Source organism: Alteripontixanthobacter muriae, assembly GCF_013336795.1.
GTDB lineage: Bacteria > Pseudomonadota > Alphaproteobacteria > Sphingomonadales > Sphingomonadaceae > Pseudopontixanthobacter > Pseudopontixanthobacter muriae.
This window is the reverse complement of record NZ_JAAFZT010000007.1, coordinates 47,174-63,631: the sequence shown is the minus strand read 5'-3', so window position 1 is coordinate 63,631 and position 16,458 is coordinate 47,174. Positions and strand designations below refer to the sequence as shown.

At 61.1% G+C, this 16,458-nt stretch carries 12 protein-coding genes and 1 tRNA gene; 8 read left to right on the top strand and 5 right to left on the bottom strand.

The features are described from left to right. Nucleotides 1–70 precede the first annotated feature (70 nt). On the bottom strand, nucleotides 71–475 hold the full coding sequence (locus G7A66_RS14585) for a DUF6538 domain-containing protein (RefSeq protein WP_408609232.1): 405 nt from the start codon (nucleotides 473–475) through the stop codon (nucleotides 71–73). Nucleotides 476–907: 432 nt separating this feature from the next. On the opposite strand from G7A66_RS14585, the gene G7A66_RS03130 reads away from it, so the two are divergent. The 3 genes from G7A66_RS03130 (at nucleotide 908) to G7A66_RS03120 (ending at nucleotide 2,666) form a co-directional block, all read left to right on the top strand. After that, entirely contained in the window at nucleotides 908–1,069 is a 162-nt protein-coding gene (locus G7A66_RS03130) for a YqaE/Pmp3 family membrane protein (RefSeq protein ID WP_174294255.1), read from the top strand. Between the two features lie 31 nt (nucleotides 1,070–1,100). Then, nucleotides 1,101–2,435 carry an ABC1 kinase family protein gene (locus tag G7A66_RS03125; protein WP_174294254.1) on the top strand — a complete coding sequence of 445 codons (1,335 nt, stop codon included), beginning with the start codon at nucleotides 1,101–1,103 and terminating at the stop codon, nucleotides 2,433–2,435. 90 nt (nucleotides 2,436–2,525) lie between these two features. Then, nucleotides 2,526–2,666, top strand: coding sequence for an entericidin A/B family lipoprotein (locus G7A66_RS03120; protein ID WP_174294253.1), 141 nt, complete (start codon nucleotides 2,526–2,528; stop codon nucleotides 2,664–2,666). Nucleotides 2,667–2,724: 58 nt separating this feature from the next. Here the strand turns inward: G7A66_RS03120 and G7A66_RS03115 are convergent, their stop codons facing one another. Beyond that, nucleotides 2,725–4,518 (bottom strand): DUF885 domain-containing protein, encoded by a 1,794-nt coding sequence (locus G7A66_RS03115; protein ID WP_174294252.1) that lies wholly within the window; start codon nucleotides 4,516–4,518, stop codon nucleotides 2,725–2,727. Nucleotides 4,519–4,607: 89 nt separating this feature from the next. Here G7A66_RS03115 and G7A66_RS03110 point away from each other — a divergent pair, with 89 nt between their 5' ends. Then, nucleotides 4,608–5,075, top strand: coding sequence for a low molecular weight protein-tyrosine-phosphatase (locus G7A66_RS03110; RefSeq protein ID WP_174294251.1), 468 nt, complete (start codon nucleotides 4,608–4,610; stop codon nucleotides 5,073–5,075). An 18-nt stretch (nucleotides 5,076–5,093) separates the two neighbouring features. On the opposite strand, the gene recG is transcribed toward G7A66_RS03110, so the two are convergent. Continuing rightward, nucleotides 5,094–7,181, bottom strand: a complete 2,088-nt coding sequence (recG, locus tag G7A66_RS03105; protein ID WP_174294262.1) for an ATP-dependent DNA helicase RecG — start codon at nucleotides 7,179–7,181, stop codon at nucleotides 5,094–5,096. A gap of 53 nt (nucleotides 7,182–7,234) precedes the next feature. On the opposite strand from recG, the gene G7A66_RS03100 reads away from it, so the two are divergent. Together G7A66_RS03100 and mfd are read left to right on the top strand one after the other, a co-directional pair. After that, on the top strand, nucleotides 7,235–7,531 hold the full coding sequence (locus tag G7A66_RS03100; protein ID WP_174294250.1) for an FAD assembly factor SdhE: 297 nt from the start codon (nucleotides 7,235–7,237) through the stop codon (nucleotides 7,529–7,531). A gap of 129 nt (nucleotides 7,532–7,660) precedes the next feature. Continuing rightward, nucleotides 7,661–11,158: a transcription-repair coupling factor gene (gene mfd, locus G7A66_RS03095; RefSeq protein ID WP_174294249.1), complete on the top strand. Its 3,498-nt coding sequence runs from the start codon at nucleotides 7,661–7,663 to the stop codon at nucleotides 11,156–11,158. Here the strand turns inward: mfd and G7A66_RS03090 are convergent. Further along, the gene (locus tag G7A66_RS03090) at nucleotides 11,155–12,465 is read right to left on the bottom strand and encodes a GGDEF domain-containing phosphodiesterase (RefSeq protein WP_174294248.1); all 1,311 of its coding nucleotides are present in this window, start codon (nucleotides 12,463–12,465) and stop codon (nucleotides 11,155–11,157) included. The genes mfd and G7A66_RS03090 overlap by 4 nt on opposite strands. A gap of 159 nt (nucleotides 12,466–12,624) precedes the next feature. Between G7A66_RS03090 and G7A66_RS03085 the strand changes: the two genes are divergently transcribed. Next, a complete protein-coding gene (locus G7A66_RS03085) occupies nucleotides 12,625–13,413 on the top strand; it encodes an NAD kinase (RefSeq protein ID WP_174294247.1) in 789 nt (262 codons plus the stop codon). 80 nt (nucleotides 13,414–13,493) lie between these two features. Then, nucleotides 13,494–13,568, top strand: a tRNA-Asn gene (locus G7A66_RS03080). 141 nt (nucleotides 13,569–13,709) lie between these two features. Here the strand turns inward: G7A66_RS03080 and secA are convergent. Continuing rightward, a complete protein-coding gene (gene secA / locus G7A66_RS03075; RefSeq protein ID WP_174294246.1) occupies nucleotides 13,710–16,454 on the bottom strand; it encodes a preprotein translocase subunit SecA in 2,745 nt (914 codons plus the stop codon). Nucleotides 16,455–16,458 lie beyond the last annotated feature (4 nt).

The window sequence follows — 16,458 nt, the reverse complement described above, 5'->3', positions numbered from 1 at the left end:
CGGCGGGTCGCCACCCGCTTCGACCGCAACATCAAGACCTTTATGGCCACAATCGCTATCGCAGCCATCGTCACCTGGTGGCTCTAATGAGTCCGGACCCTAGATTGGCTTGATAAGCTTCTGCCGTGTCCAAAGCTTTAGAAGCCCAAAAAGCATCCAGCTTCGGCTGTATGCGCAAGTACGCCGTTTCTGTCGCTGCAAGTTGAAGTTCTAGAACGCTAGGAGTTGTAAATGCGGAAGACAAAGCGCCCGATAGCTTCGCCTCCCATGTCGAATGTAGGTCTGCTCTAACTTTGCCAGCTAGCACTGACGCTGCGCGCCCATCAGGCGTGCCGAGGGATTGCTGGACGAGCCGCCTACTCTCGACGCTCCTGTAACGCGCCGGAACAGAGTATCGGAACCAGAGCACGTTTCCGCGCTGCCAAAGGTATTTTTCAGGTGTGGTGGGCTTCGCCCGTTGTCGCTTAGGTGTCATCTGCGATTCTGTAGCCCAGCGAAAGCGTTCCTATTTTATTCCTTTGCCGGTCTTCTTAGTCGCGCTTGTCGCTGCTTTGTTGAAACTGGATTAACTACCGTCTCCACAGTTCAGGCGAACGCAAAAGAGGCCTTTTCTATACAGTTCGCTATACACCTGCTCGCGCAGAATGTGGAGTCTTTTCAGTATCTTAAGGAAATCAGGAACTTGAGATTAGACCCAAATCTAATCCTCTCTCCCCGACCAATTTACCTTATGCGTCTGTCGATGCGGCTTGAGAGATCTTTGGCTGCTATGTTTTTGCGCCAAGGTTCCAGAGCTCGGACCGGGTGAAATTTTGCATGCCGTAGTGCGGCGAAATGCGCGTGGGGCTCACGTCAGGAACATGCGCGCCGGGAGATCATTGATCCTTGTAAGAGGATTATATCACACATGCCCATCATCATACTTATTGCTACCATCCTACTGCCACCTCTGGGCGTTGCCTTGAAGCATAAGCTGGACAGAGACTTCTGGATCAACCTTGTTCTTACCATCATCTTCTTTGTTCCCGGACTGATCCACGGCATCTACGTCAATTTCGTGCGTAGTTGAGATGATGGTCTGATGCTCGGCAGGCGAGCGCATGGCTGATGAAGGCAAAGGCCGGCACCGCGCGGTACCTTCTTCCCGGCTCGGCAGAATCGGCGGCTTCGGCAGACTGGCTGGCGGCGTGGCCGGAGGCATGATGGCCGAGGGGGCACGTCGCCTGGCATCTGGTGAACGCCCGACGCTTGAACAGATCATGCTCACCCCGGGAAACGCCCGGCGGCTGGCGGACAGGCTGGGCCACATGCGCGGCGCCGCCATGAAACTGGGCCAGATGATCTCAATGGACGCGGGCGATTTCCTGCCGCCGGAGCTCGCGACAATCCTCGCTTCGCTTCGCGACAGGGCGGATTTCATGCCGGCACGGCAGCTTGACAGTGTGCTTGCCAAGGAGTGGGGCAAGGATTGGCGCCGCCAGTTCCGCAGGTTCGAACCGCGCCCGATTGCCGCGGCCAGCATCGGCCAGGTACATCGTGCCGTAACCCGCGACGACCGCACTCTTGCCGTCAAGGTGCAATATCCTGGGATTGCGGCGAGTATCGATGCAGATGTCGATAACGTCGCTGGATTGTTGAAGATTTCCGGCTTGTTGCCGAAGGGGCTCGACATCGCGCCGTTGCTGGCAGCAGCAAAAGAACAGTTGCACGAGGAAGCGGATTACCGCCGTGAAGGCGCGCAGATGCAGGCCTACGCAGATCGTCTGTCGGGTGAGCAGGGTTTTACGGTTCCGACAATGGACGAGGACCTTTCGACCGGGCGCATTCTCGCCATGTCGTACGAGGACGGCGTGCCGATCGAATCGCTGCAGGACGCTTCGCAGGCCATGCGCAATGACGTCATGGCCCGGCTGATCGATCTGGTCGGCCGCGAATTGTTCGAATTCGGCGTGATGCAGACCGATCCGAATTTCGCCAATTATCGCTACAACCATGAGAATGACACGATTGTCCTGCTCGACTTCGGGGCTGCACGAGAAATTACTTCGCAGGTGCGGGCCTCCTACCGCGGCCTGCTGCAAGCTGGTCTCGCTGGCGACCGCGATGCCGTGCGGCGCGCGGCGGTCTCTTCAGGCTTCGTGGCCGAAGCAGCAGTTGCGGCCCACGGCCAACGAATCGACAGGATGATCGACATCATCCTTGCCGAGATGAATGCAAAAGGGCCTTTCAATTTTGGAGACCGCGCTTTCGTGCCTGTAATAAGGGAAGAAGGGACGGCCATCGCGCGTGATCGCGCAAGCTGGCATCTGCCGCCGACGGACACGCTGTTCGTTCAGCGCAAGATCAGCGGAACCGCGCTGCTGGCTGCGCGATTGCAGGCAGTCGTAAATGTCAGGGACATTGTAAGCGAGATATTGCAGCGGACCAGCGAGTGATGCGTGCATTCCGGTGAATCAATTTGTTTGCCTTGATGCTCCTGAAGCAGGATTATCCTACGCGTAATCACAAAAGGCAGGAGAAAGACCATGACGAGCAACAAGACCCTCAAGACCATCGCAATCGCCGCACTTTGCGCCGCTGCGGTGTCGCTGTCCGCCTGCAACGCCGTGCGCGGCCTGGGCCAGGACATCGAATCCGTTGGCGAAGCCGGCGACCGGGCTATCTGAACGCGAACCGGAGCCGGGTGGCTGGCCAACCGCCCGGCTCCGTTCGCCTGCACGGTGCTCAGCCGGCTTTCGCCTGCTGCGCCGCTATCCAGCGGTCGATATGGGCTTCCAGCACGTTCAGCGGAATGGCCCCGTTTTCCAGCACCGCGTCATGAAACGCCCGCAAATCGAACGATGCGCCCAGCGCCGTTTCCGCCCGTTTGCGCAGCTCGGAAATCTTCAACTGCCCGATCTTGTAGCCCAGCGCCTGTCCCGGCCAGGTGATGTAGCGGTTGACCTCGGCATCGATATTCGCCGCTGAAAGGGCCGTGTTGTCGGCCATGAAGGCGACGGCGCGTTCCTTGCTCCACCCCTTTGAGTGGATACCCGTGTCGACCACCAGCCGCGTGGCACGCCACATGTCATAGCTCAACTGCCCCATTTTGCGCGCGGACGTGTCGTAGAGGCCCATCTCTTCGCCGAGGCTTTCGGAATAGAGACCCCAGCCCTCGACGAAGGCCGTGAAGAAAGTGCCGTTTCGCCGCAGGGGATGCAGATCGAGTTCCTGTTGCAGCGCGATCTGGTGATGATGGCCCGGCACTGCTTCGTGCACGCCCAGGGCTGGTAATTCCCACAAGGGGCGCTGGTCGAGTTCGGTCGTATTCACCCGATAGATGCCAGGCTGACCTGTTTCGAGCGAACCGGACTCGTAGTACGCCGTGGTATTCCCCGGCGCCTGTGCGGCCGGGATTGGAGATACCGTGTAAGGCTGCCGGGGCAGAGTGCCGAACAGGCGCGGCATCCACCCGTCGATCTGTTTGGCCAGCGCACTGGCCTCGAGCATCAGTTCCTCGGGCGTTTCGGCGTAATAGCGCGGATCGGTCCGCAAATGTTCGATGTAGGCTTCGCGGCTCGGGTACCCTGCCTCACGTGCTACATACTCCATCTCGGCACGTATGCGCGCGACCTCGGCAAGCCCGATGTTGTGGATCTGGTCAGGAGTAAGGTCGGTGGTGGTGTGGTTCGCCACCAGCCATTGGTAGTATTCCCTCCCGCCAGAGGTGGAGGAAATACCCGCCTCTTCTCTGCAGGCAGGGGCATAGTCGGAACGGTAATAGTCGGCGAACTGCTGCAGCGACGGGAAGACGCCATCCTCAAGCGCCGTTTCGGCCCGCTGCTGCAAACGGGTCCAGCTGGCTTCGTCGATCGTTGCAGGGCGATCCCCGAAAGGCTGCCAATAAGGCGATTCCTGGGCTTCAGTGAAGATACCTGCCTGCACTGTGTCGGCGAAGCCTTCCATCGCGATGCAGGGCTGCGTCAGCCCCCGTTCCACCGCGCCGCGCACCTTCACCAGTGCAGCGTCGTTGGTGGCCGGAAACGCTTCGAGCCGAGAGACATAGCTTTCATAATCGGCGGCGGTGAAGAAGGGCGAACGATAGGCGAGCGAGGCGAACCACGAATACCATCCACCGCGATTGGTGAAGTTCATGTAGCGGGACTGATCGTAAACAGCACCGCCGATCTCATCTTCCAATGCCCGCTTCACCACCGCGCGGTCGATGACCAGATCTTCGGGGAGCGCGGCTGGGTCGATCGCTTCAAGACGAGCGAGGAACCCTTCAGCCTGCACCACCCTTGCCGCGTCTGCTTCCAGTGAATTGTCGCCGAGCTGCCCGTCACCACGCCGGTCGCCCACGCTGGTTGCAAGCAGCGGATTGCGATCCAGCGTGTCCTGCCAGATGGCTTCGCGCAATTCGCGGTAATCGTCCGCCGGCGCAGCCAGCGCAGATGCGCCACAGCTGAGCAAAAGTGCCGCAGCGATGCTTCTGGTTGCGGCACTACTCTTCGCACGCGGTCCAGGATTGATTTGCATGTCAGACTCCCCTTTTCGCCCCCTTTCTATGGACGAGAGCCATGTGGGTCCAGTTTGGGTTTCGCGTTCGTTCGCCCTATGTGGCCTGCATGAATGATCAACCACGCATCCTATTTGTTTGCCTCGGCAACATCTGTCGCTCGCCTCTTGCCGAAGCAGCGCTGCGCGCTGCTGCCGAGCGGGAGGGAGTAGCGATGGAGGTCGACAGTGCCGGAACGTCCGACAATCACGTCGGCGCCTCGCCCGATTCGCGCGCCATTGCAGAAGCGAAGCGGCAGGGCATCGACATATCGCGTTACCAAGGCCGCCAGTTGAAGACGCAGGATTTTACCCGCTTCACGCATATTTTCGCACTTGATCACAACAATTTGGCCGATATCGAAAGCCTTGCCCCTGCGGACAGGAAATGCCGCATCCAGTTGCTCATGGACTCTGTGCCAGGCAAGAACGGTCACGCCGTGGCTGACCCCTATTACGGCGACGAAAATGACTTCAGCCGCACATGGGACGATGTTGCCCTCGCGGCGGATGCGCTGGTGGAGCGCTTCAAACGCTGACCTAAGCGAGCAAAACCGTCAGCCGCCGCGCAGGGTGCGGACGCCGAAATCCCGTTCGAACAAATAGAGCAGAGTGCGGGCCGCATCGCCTCGCTCGCCCGCCAGCGCGGCGCCCGGCTTGCCGTCGGCACCCTCCGCCTCGGCACGGTCGAGCAGCATACGGGCATCGTCGTGAGCGACGGGCAGCAGGCGCTGGATCTGCTCGAGCGTTGCCACGTTGAAGGGCGTATCGCCCGACTGCCTTGTTCCGAGCAGCTCGCCACCCCCGCGCAGGCGCAAATCCTCTTCCGCCAGCAGGAATCCGTCCTGCGTTTCGCGCATCAGCGTAAGGCGGTCACGGGCGGTTTCGGACAGCATGTCTCCGCGCAGCAGGAGACAGGTGGATTTTTCCGCACCGCGCCCGACGCGGCCCCGCAGCTGGTGCAACTGAGCGAGGCCGAAACGTTCGGCCTGCTCGATCACCATCAGCGTGGCCGATGGCACATCGACCCCGACCTCGATCACCGTCGTCGCCACCAGCAATTTCGCCTCGCCAGCAGCGAAGCATTCCATCGCTGCGTCCTTGTCTTCGCTTTTCATCTGCCCGTGAACCATGACTACATCGGCGCCGAAGATCTCGCGCAGCGCGGCATAGCGCGCCTCGGCAGCGGCCATCTCGCTCGTCTCGTCATCATGCACCATGGGGCATACCCAGTAAGCCTGCTGCCCACCGGCGATATGCCGGCCCACGCCCGCGACGACGCTGTCCATCCGGTCGAGCGCGACGACCCGCGTGTCGATGGCCTGCCTGCCGGGCGGCAATTCGTCCAGGCGGCTGACATCCATCTCGCCATATTGGGCGAGCGTCAGCGTTCGCGGAATCGGCGTTGCGGTCATCGCCAGAGTATGCGGCGTGCGCCGCCCCTTGCCGGAAAGCGCAAGCCGCTGCGAAACCCCGAAGCGATGCTGCTCGTCGATCACCACGAGGCCGAGATCGCGGTAGTTCACGTTGTCCTGGAATATCGCATGCGTGCCGATCACGATATCGATGCTGCCGTCCATCAGCCCGAGCAGGGTTCCTTCGCGGGACCGCCCCTTGTCCCTGCCGGTCAGGAGCGCGATCTGCACGCCTGTCGGCGCGGTCATCCGTCGAAGCGTTTCGAAATGCTGCCGCGCAAGGATTTCGGTCGGAGCGAGCAACGCAGCCTGTGCACCAGCCTCGGCCGCGATCAGCATGGCGGCGAGAGCGACGACGGTCTTTCCCGCGCCGACATCGCCCTGCAACAGGCGCAGCATCGGCGCTTCCTGCGCGAGGTCCGCTTCGATTTCGCCAATCGACCGTGTTTGCGCGCCGGTAAGCGGAAACGGCAATTCCACACGGTCACGTAATCGACCATCGCCTGCCAGACTGCGCCCCTTTTTACGTCGATTGTCAGCACGCACCAGAAGCAGGGCCAGCGAGTTCGCCAGCAATTCATCATAGGCCAGCCGATCCCGCGCGGCGGCATGCTCGCCCCTGTGGGCAAGCTCCAGCGCGTCACTCCAAGCGGGCCATTGCATCCTGTCGAGAAGCGAGGGAGCGATCCATTCCGGCAGGGAGGGCAGCTTTTCCAGCGTCTGTGCCACGAGGCTGGCCAGCTTGGGCTGCGTCAGTCCCTCTGCCAGTCGGTAGACAGGCTCGCACAGGCGGCGCAACGTATCGCCGCCTTCTGCCACGACGTGATCGGGATGCACGATCTGCAGCATCTGGCCATATTGGTCGATACGCCCTGCGACCCAGCGCTTTTCGCCTACCGGAAGCAGCTTCCTGGCGCTGTAGGACGCCCTGCCGAAATAGGTGAGCGCGCAGATGTTACCCGCGTCATCCTGCGCCAGCACCCGGTACGGACCCCGCCCCCTGCTCGCCTGATGTTCGGTCGGCACGAGCGCGATCACGACCTGCTCGCCGGCGCCCGCGTCATCCAGATTGGCTACAGCGCGCCTGGTGACGAAGCGTTCGGGCAAGTGGTAGGCGACATCGCGCAATCTGTTCAGGCCCAGCTTGTTCAGCGGCTTTGCCAGCTTCGGCCCCACCCCCTCCAGCGTATCGGTCGGGGTGAACAGAGGGTTCAATATGTCGGGCCGCATGCTGCTCGCTATAGCCTGTTGCGCGCTCAATGCGAGTGCCCTACCCGTCGCCAATGTCTGACAATTCGCCTTCCGAACCGAGCGACCGCACCGTCGAAACCCACCGTCTGAACCGTTGCCGGTTCCGCGCATGGCATCGCGGCACGCGCGAGGCGGACTACATGATCGGCGGCTTTTTCGACCGTTACCACCAGGAATGGGACGATGCCGCCTTCGCCTGGTTCGAAAGCCTGCTGGACGAAGACGATGTCGACGTGATGGCTTGGGCACTGAAGACGCAGGCGGTGCCTGCCGAATTCGACAATCTTCACATGCAGAAGATGCAGAAACTGGATTACGTGCAGATCTGACCCGCTGCCGGGGTGGCGTCCCGCTGCCCGGCGCATTAGATAGGCGCAGCCGAGATACCGACCGCCCCGCCCGCCAAGCCTGCCGGGCGGTTTTCGCGTGTGTGCCCGATAGTGAGCCGATAGCATCCCATGCCTGATTTTTCCCGCATCCTGAATTCCGACGTCGCCCTGACCCTCGCCTCCGTTGCGCGAGGGGCTCAGCCGCTGGTGATGGCAGACATCGCCCGCGCTGCAGCGGGACGGTCGAAGGGCGGACGTGCGGTGTTCATCGCGCCGGACGATAGCGCCATGCGCAGCGTGGCCGATGCCGCAGGCTATTTCGCGCCGGAGCTGGAAGTCATCACCTTCCCGGCATGGGACTGCCTGCCTTACGACCGCGCATCGCCCGCCCTGTCGATCAGCGCACAGCGGCTCTCCGCGCTTCACCGCCTGCAGGCAGGGCGCGGGGCACCGCAATTGCTGGTCACGACTGTCAACGCCCTGCTGCAACGGGTGCTGACCCCGTTCCGCATTCGTGAGTCGATCAGAGAATTTCGGGTCGGGACCGAGATCGGTCACGATTCGCTCAGCGCCCTCCTGCAAAGACAGGGTTATGGCCGGACGGACACCGTCGTCGATGCGGGCGAATTCGCGGTGCGCGGGTCCATTTTCGACATCTTCCCATCCGGACTCGACCAGGGATTACGCCTCGATTTCTTCGGCGATGAGCTGGAGTCGCTGCGGCTGTTCGATCCGTCGACCCAGATGAGCACGGGAACGCTGGATTCGCATTTGCTCCTGCCCGCCAGCGAAGCTTTGATCGATGCGGAATCGATCAAGCGGTTCCGCACCCGCTACCGCGAGACCTTCGGCGCAGGCGCGACGGAAGACCCGCTCTACCAGTCGATCAGCGATGGTCGGCGCCTTGCGGGAATGGAGCACTGGCTGCCGCTGTTCGAAGAAAAGCTGGCCACCCTGTTCGACCATTTGGGCGAGGAGGACTCCATCGTCATCGATGCCGCAGCCATCCCTGCCGCCGCCGAGCGCCTCTCCGACATTGCCGATTATCACCAGGCCCGCCGCGACGTGACCGGCCCCGCCTCAGGCAATTACCGTCCGCTTCCGCAGGATGCCCTCTATCTGACGGAGGACGAGTTCGACCGCGCCCTCGCCGCATGGCCGATCCACCGTGCGGGCATCTTCGCCGAACCGGAGAGCGAACGCGTTATCGACTTCGGCTTCGCCTCGGCGCGTGATTTCACGCCCGAGCGCGCACGCGGCGACAATGTTTACGATGCGGCGAGCCGGCACTTTGAAACGACGGCAAAGAAGGGCCGCAAGCGCCTGCTTGCAGCCTATTCTACTGGTTCGCGGGCGCGCATCGCTTCCATTCTGGGCGACGCCGGGACCACGCTGGCCTTGGCGCAAAGCTGGCAGGAAGCCCTGGGTCTATCGGCCAAGGGCAAGGTTGCGGCAATGGTGCTGCCGCTGGAAACCGGCTTCGCCAATGACGAGATGGAGCTGCTTACGGAGCAGGACATCCTGGGCGACCGGCTGGTCCGCCGCCGCAAGAAGCGCAAGAGCAGCGATGCGTTCTTAGCCGAACTGTCCGCCCTCGGGCGCGGCGACCTGGTTGTGCATACCGATCACGGCGTCGGCAAGTATCTCGGCCTTGAACCGATCACCGTGGGCAAGAGCCAGCACGATTGCGTCATCCTGGAATATCACGGCGGCGACAAGCTCTACATTCCGGTTGAGAATATCGACGTATTGTCCCGCTATGGCAGCGGCGAGGAGAGCGTTCCTCTCGACCGCCTTGGCGGTGAGGCCTGGCAGAAGCGCCGCAGCAGGCTGAAGGAGCGCATTCAGGCGATTGCCGGCGAATTGATGAAAGTCGCCGCCGAACGCGCGCTGAAACAGGCCGATCCGGTCACGCGCGATCCCGCCTCCTACAACCAGTTTGTCGACAAATTTCCCTGGGAGGAAACCGACGATCAGGAAAACGCCATCGCCGATGTGCTGCGCGATCTTGAAAGCGGCCATCCAATGGACCGGCTGGTCTGCGGCGATGTCGGCTTTGGCAAGACCGAAGTCGCGCTGCGCGCAGCCTTCGTCGCAGCGATGAACGGGCAGCAGGTAGCAGTCGTCGCCCCGACCACCCTGCTCGCCCGCCAGCATTATACGAACTTTACCGAACGCTTTTCCGGCTTTCCGCTGAAGGTCGGGCGCTTGTCGCGCCTTGTTCCCGCAGGCGAGATGAAGGACACGCGCGAGCAATTGGCCGCAGGCACGATGGACATCGTCATCGGCACGCACGCGATCCTGTCCAAGAACACGAATTTCCGCGACCTCGGTCTTGTCATAGTCGACGAGGAGCAGCGTTTCGGCGTCACCCACAAGGAACGGCTGAAACAGCTGCGGGCGAACGTCCACATGCTGACACTGACCGCCACGCCGATTCCGCGTACCCTGCAAATGGCCATGACGGGCCTGCGCGAACTATCGACCATCCAGACCCCGCCTGTCGACCGCCTGGCGGTGCGAACCTATGTCATGGAATGGGACGATGTGGTCATGCGCGAGGCTTTGCTGCGCGAACACCACCGCGGCGGGCAAAGCTTTATCGTTGTCCCGCGTATCTCCGACATGGAGGAGATCGAGCAGTGGCTGCGCGACAATGTTCCGGAACTCAAGGCCGTCAGCGCTCATGGGCAAATGTCTCCAACCGAGGTCGAGGAGCGGATGGGTGCCTTTTACGACGGCAAGTTCAACGTGCTGCTGTCGACGACCATCGTGGAAAGCGGGCTGGATATCCCCAGCGCCAACACCATCATCATCCACCGAGCCGACCGGTTCGGTCTGGCGCAATTGTACCAGCTTCGCGGCCGGGTCGGCCGGTCCAAACTGCGCGCCTATGCCTATCTGACCACCGGGCGCGACATGGCCCTGTCCGAAGTGGCTGAGAAGCGGCTGAAGGTGCTGGGCGATCTCGACAGTCTCGGCGCCGGTTTCCAGCTCGCCAGCCATGATCTGGACATTCGCGGTGCGGGCAATCTGCTGGGCGACGAACAATCGGGCCATATTCGCGAGGTCGGCTTTGAACTGTACCAGTCGATGCTGGAGGATGCCATTCTGGCGGTGAAGGCAGGCGAAATGGGGCTGGAGCGTGAGGACCGCGGGCTCTCTCCGCAGATTACCGTCGATGCGCCGATCATGATCCCCGAAGAGTATGTGCCCGATCTGGCCGTGCGGATGGCGCTCTATCGCCGCTTGAACGATGCCAAGGACAAGGCGGAGATCGAGGCGCTGGCCGCCGAGATGATCGACCGTTTTGGCCAGCTACCCGCCGCGACCGCCAATCTGGTCCGCCTGATCGAGATCAAGCATCAGGCGATCATGGCCCACATTTCCAAGATCGACGTCGGCGCGCGCGGAACGCTGGTCACTTTCCACAAGGACCACTTCCCGGATCCAGCGGGTCTGCTGGCCTATGTGGAAAGGCTGAAAGGAACCGCGAAATTGCGGCCGGACATGAAGCTGGTGGTGAACCGTGCCTGGGGTGATCCGCAAAGCCGCCTGAACGGCCTGTTTCAGCTTACCAAAGGGCTTTCGGGCATCGCACGGAAGGCCAAGAAAGCCGCAAGTTAGCGGGAGGGATAATCGGCGGCAAACGTCAGGAAAGCATCCCTGTCCAAAGGCTTGGCACCGATGAAACCCTGGTAGATCGCCGCGCCTTCTTCCCGGGCGATGCTTATTTGGTCCGATCTCTCGACGCCTTCCACGATCACGGCAAGGTCCAGCGCTTTCGCCATGGTCACGATACCGCGAAATATTGCGAGATCGCGCGTGTCATGTCCCAACCCTTCGACCATCGTCCGGTCGAGCTTCAGGTAATCGAGCGGCAGCAATTTCAGATAGCGGAAGTTGCAGAAGCCCGCGCCGAAATCGTCGAGAGCCACTCGCATTCCATGAGCTCTCAATGCGCTGAACGAGATAGCCGCACGCTCCAGATCCGCCAACAGAACATGCTCGGTGATCTCCAGCGTCAGCAACTGCGGATCGAAGCCCGCCTGCCCAATGATATCCGGCAGGCTCGTGGCAAACATGCCCGAAGACAGATCTGCAGGCGTCACGTTGAGCGAAAGCCGCAGATGGTCCGGCCAAATCGCAGCGTCCGCGAGCGCAACGCGGGCGATATGCTGGGATAATTGCGCAACATGATCGGCACGTTCCGCAATGGCAAACAGGGCATTCGCGCCCAAGTGACCGAGTTCCGGATGATCCCAGCGCGCCAGGGCCTCCGCCCCGATCAGGCTATCGTCTTCCAGCGAAAACTGCGGCTGGTACACGATCTTTATCTCGTCCCGGTCGAGCGCGCCTAGCAGGTCGGCTTCCAGCGATGCGCTGCTGCGCCCCTGCGGAAACAGCTTGCCGTCTACCCACAGGACGCGACTGCCATGCCTGTCTTGCGCCCGCGCAAGAGTATCAGCCAATCGGTCGAGGATCACATCCGGCGATTCCAAGGCAGCAGGTCTCATGACCGCAATCCTCGGCCATAAACGCAGAGTACTCGCATTCGCATCGTCACTGATTGGATGGGAAACGAAATCGGCCAAAGCCTCGGCCAGCCACTGCCACCTTTCAGGCGAGCAGCTTTCGCGAACGGCGATAAGAAAGTTGCCGCCGGAAAGGCGCGCCGCCAGCCATGTCTCGCTCTCGAATTCTTCTTCGGCAAATTCGAGAATCCGTTGCGCCACTTCAAGCAACGCCCGGTCACCGGCACTGGCGCCGTATGCCAGATTGACAGTGTCGATCCGTCCGAGCCCGAGCAGCATGACGCGGCAGCAGGAATGAATATCAATGGTCGCACCCTCGATCTCGCGCGGGGCCTGCCACTGCGCCAGGGTCGCCCGAGCAAGCTCTGCACTGGCGAGCCCGGTCAGGGCGTCGCGCATGTCGCATGTTTCAGAAAGGGGCAATGTGGCCATCACCAGCGGTTAACCTCATATTCCCTAGGAGTCCTGCCTGTCATCGCATGCGTTGCCAAATGGCACAGTCCTCCATAGGACAAGGCAAGGCAGGCGGCCTGCTGCCGACGATCGGGGAATGCGGCTTTGACACACGGCCATGACTTTCAGAAGATAGCACTTATCGCATCAGACACGGAACGCGCCCAAGCGGCCGCGCAGGAACTGGCGGAAATGCATGATTGGGTGTCGCAGGACGAAGCCGATGCCGTGGTAGTGCTGGGCGGTGACGGGTTCATGCTGCACACGCTCCACCGGATGCTGGATGCGCGCAAGGTCGTGCCTGCCTACGGGATGAACCTTGGAACTGTCGGCTTCATGATGAACCGTTATCGCAGCGGTGCGAAGCTGCTGTCGCGCATCAACAAGGCCCGGGTGATCGGCATCGCGCCCCTTGCCATGGAAGCCACTCTGAAATGCGGAAGAACAGAAAGGCTCCGCGCTATTAACGAGGTGAGCCTGCTGCGGGAAACCCGGCAGACGGCGAAGATCGAAGTCACGGTCGATGACAAGGTCCGGATCAAGGAACTGGTCTGCGACGGTGTGTTGCTGGCAACGCCAGCAGGTTCCACTGCCTACAACCTGTCAGCCGGCGGCCCTATCCTGCCGCTTGATTCACAATTGCTCGCGCTGACGCCTATCAGCCCGTTCCGGCCACGGCGCTGGAACGGTGCCGTTTTGCCTGACCGGGCCACCGTGAAGTTTCGCGTGCTGGAAGCGGACAAGCGACCTGTATCCGCTGTCGCCGACCAGAAGGAATTGCGCGACATCGTGGAAGTCAGCATGGATGTCGCGCGCGAACGGCAGTTGACCCTGCTGTTCGATCCCGGCCATTCGCTGGACGAGCGTATCGTCGCGGAACAGTTCGTATTCTGATTGTCTGCCATTTTTGCGTTCGCGGGGCTTGCCAAACCGAATTGCGCTGCATATAGGCTCGGCTCGCTCGAAAGGGCTGCTCCCCGATAGCTCAGCGGTAGAGTAGGTGACTGTTAATCACTTGGTCGTTGGTTCGAATCCAACTCGGGGAGCCACTTACAGCAAGGCTCAAGCCGCATGATGAACCGCCTTTCGGGGCGGTTTTTTTCATGCGTTTTCCATTTTTGATATGGGCATTCGAAAAAGGGCCCGGTCATTCTTGACCGAGCCCCATCTTGTTTCTCCAGCCGCAGAATTCAGGCAGCGGCGCCGTGGCAGTGCTTGTATTTATTGCCTGACCCGCAGGGGCATGGCGCGTTCCGGCTGACTTCCTTGTCTGCATAGGGGTTTTCACGATTGGCACCGCCGGGACCGGCCGAGGCGCGGCTGCTGCCGGCAAGCGAACCGAACAGGGCACCGCGCGTTTCCGATCCGTCACCATCGTTTGAATTGTCCAGGCCGGTCAGCGGATCGATGTGGCCGGTCAGGAACTCCGGCAGGTCGGGCAGGCTGGCCTGCGGCGGGGGTGCCATGCGGAACTGGTTCACCAGCAGGATCTTGGTCACATCCTCGCGCAGCGTTTCCAGCATCCGTTCGAACAGGCCGAACGCTTCCTGCTTGTATTCGTTGATCGGCTGCTTCTGCGCATAGGCACGCAGGAAGACGACCTGCCGCAATGCGTCGAGCGTGGCGAGGTGTTCCTTCCAGTGATAATCCAGGCGTTCCAGCAGGATACCTTTCTCGACACGGCGCCAGATCGAGGGATCGGCCTCGGCGATCTTGCGTTCCATGATCGCGTCGGTTTCAGCCTGCAGGCGTTCCTCGATCAGTTCCGGCTCGACCTGGTCTTCTTCGAGCCATTCATCGATCGGAGGCTCGATGCCGAGAACATCCTTCACCCGTTCCTTCAGGCCGGCGATATCCCACTGCTCAGGGTAAGACCCCGGCGGGCAGGCTTCGCTCACGAGGGTGTTCACCGTGTCGTGCCGCATGTCGACGACCACATCGTCCACGGCCTCGCTGTCCATGATCTCGGACCGCTGTTCGTAGATGACCTTGCGCTGGTCGTTCATCACGTCATCATATTCGACGACCTGCTTGCGGACGTCGTAATTGCGCGCCTCGACCTTCTTCTGCGCAGTTTCGATGGCCTTGGACAGCCACTTGGAGCCGATAGCCTCGCCATCTTCGAGATTGGAGTTCATCATCCGGCTGAACAAGGTGTCCGGGCCAAAGATGCGCAGCAGATCGTCTTCCAGGCAGAGGTAGAAACGCGAAAGGCCGGGGTCGCCCTGCCGACCCGAACGACCGCGAAGCTGGTTATCGATGCGCCGGCTTTCATGACGCTCCGTCGCCAGCACGAACAGACCGCCCGCCTCCTTGACCTGCTGCCGTTCGGCCGCGACTTCTTCCTCGATCTTATGGATTGCAGCATCACGCTCCGGCCCTTCGGGCATGTCGCGCAATTCGTCCTCGACGCGGAATTCGACATTGCCGCCAAGCTGGATGTCGGTCCCGCGGCCGGCCATGTTGGTGGCGATGGTCACGGCACCGAGGCGGCCTGCCTGCGCGACGATATGCGCTTCGCTCTCGTGGAAGCGCGCGTTGAGAACAGAATGTTTCACGCCTTCCTTGTCGAGGAACTGGCTGAGCAATTCTGATTTCTCGATCGAAACAGTGCCGACCAGCACCGGCTGACCGATTTCGTTCTTCTCGCGGATCGCTTTTGCAATCGCCTGGAACTTGTCCATGGTGTTCTTGTAGAATTCGTCTTCCTCGTCGATGCGCTGGACAGGCATATTGGTCGGAATGTTGACGACATTCATCTTGTAGATGTCCCAGAACTCCGCCGCTTCCGTGGCGGCGGTGCCGGTCATGCCGGACAGCTTGGGATACATGCGGAAATAGTTCTGGAAGGTGATCGAAGCCATGGTCTGGTTCTCGGGCTCGATCTTCACGCCCTCCTTCGCCTCGACCGCCTGGTGCAGGCCGTTGGACCAGCGGCGGCCTTCCATCATGCGGCCAGTGAATTCATCGATGATGACGATCTTTTCGTCCTTCACGATGTAATCCGTATCACGCTTGAACATGACGTTCGCTTTCAACGCCTGGCCCATGTGGTGGACCACCTGCGTATTCTCGACGTCGTAGAGATTCTCTGTCTGGAGCAGGCCGGATGCGGCGAGCAGTTCCTCAACCTTTTCGCTGCCTTCCTCGGTCCACGAGATGTTCTTCGTCTTCTCGTCAGCCTCGTAATAGCTTTCGTCGATCTGCTTCACGATCGCGTCGATCGCAATGTAGAGATCCTGCTTGTCCTCGGTCGGGCCGGAGATGATCAGCGGGGTCCGCGCTTCGTCGATCAGGATGGAATCGACCTCGTCGACGATGGCGTAATTGAAGGGGCGCTGCACCATCTGGCCGCGCTCCTGCTTCATGTTGTCGCGCAGATAATCGAAGCCGAACTCGTTATTGGTGCCGTATGTAATGTCGGCGGCATAGGCTTCACGCCGCTGATGTTCCCCGAGATTGGGGATGATGACCCCGACGCTCAGCCCCATCCAGCGATAGATCTGCCCCATCCATTCGGCGTCGCGTGCGGCCAGGTAGTCGTTGACGGTGACGACGTGGACGCCCTTGCCCTCAATAGCGTTGAGGTAGGTGGCCAGTGTGGCGACCAGCGTCTTGCCCTCGCCCGTCCGCATTTCGGCGATCTCGCCGCGATGGAGCACGATGCCGCCAATCATCTGCACGTCGAAGTGCCGCATGCCCAGCACCCTGCGCGATGCCTCGCGGACGGTGGCGAATGCTTCGGGCAGAATGTCGTCCAGCGTCGAACCGTTCGCCAGAAGTTCACGGAACTTGTCGGTCTGGGCTTGAAGGTCGGCATCGGAGAGAGCTTCAATCTGACCCTCGAATGCGTTGATCTGATCGACGACCTTGCGAATGGATTTGACGTATCGGTCGTTCGACGAACCGAAGATGTTCTTCATAAAGGGAATCATGGGC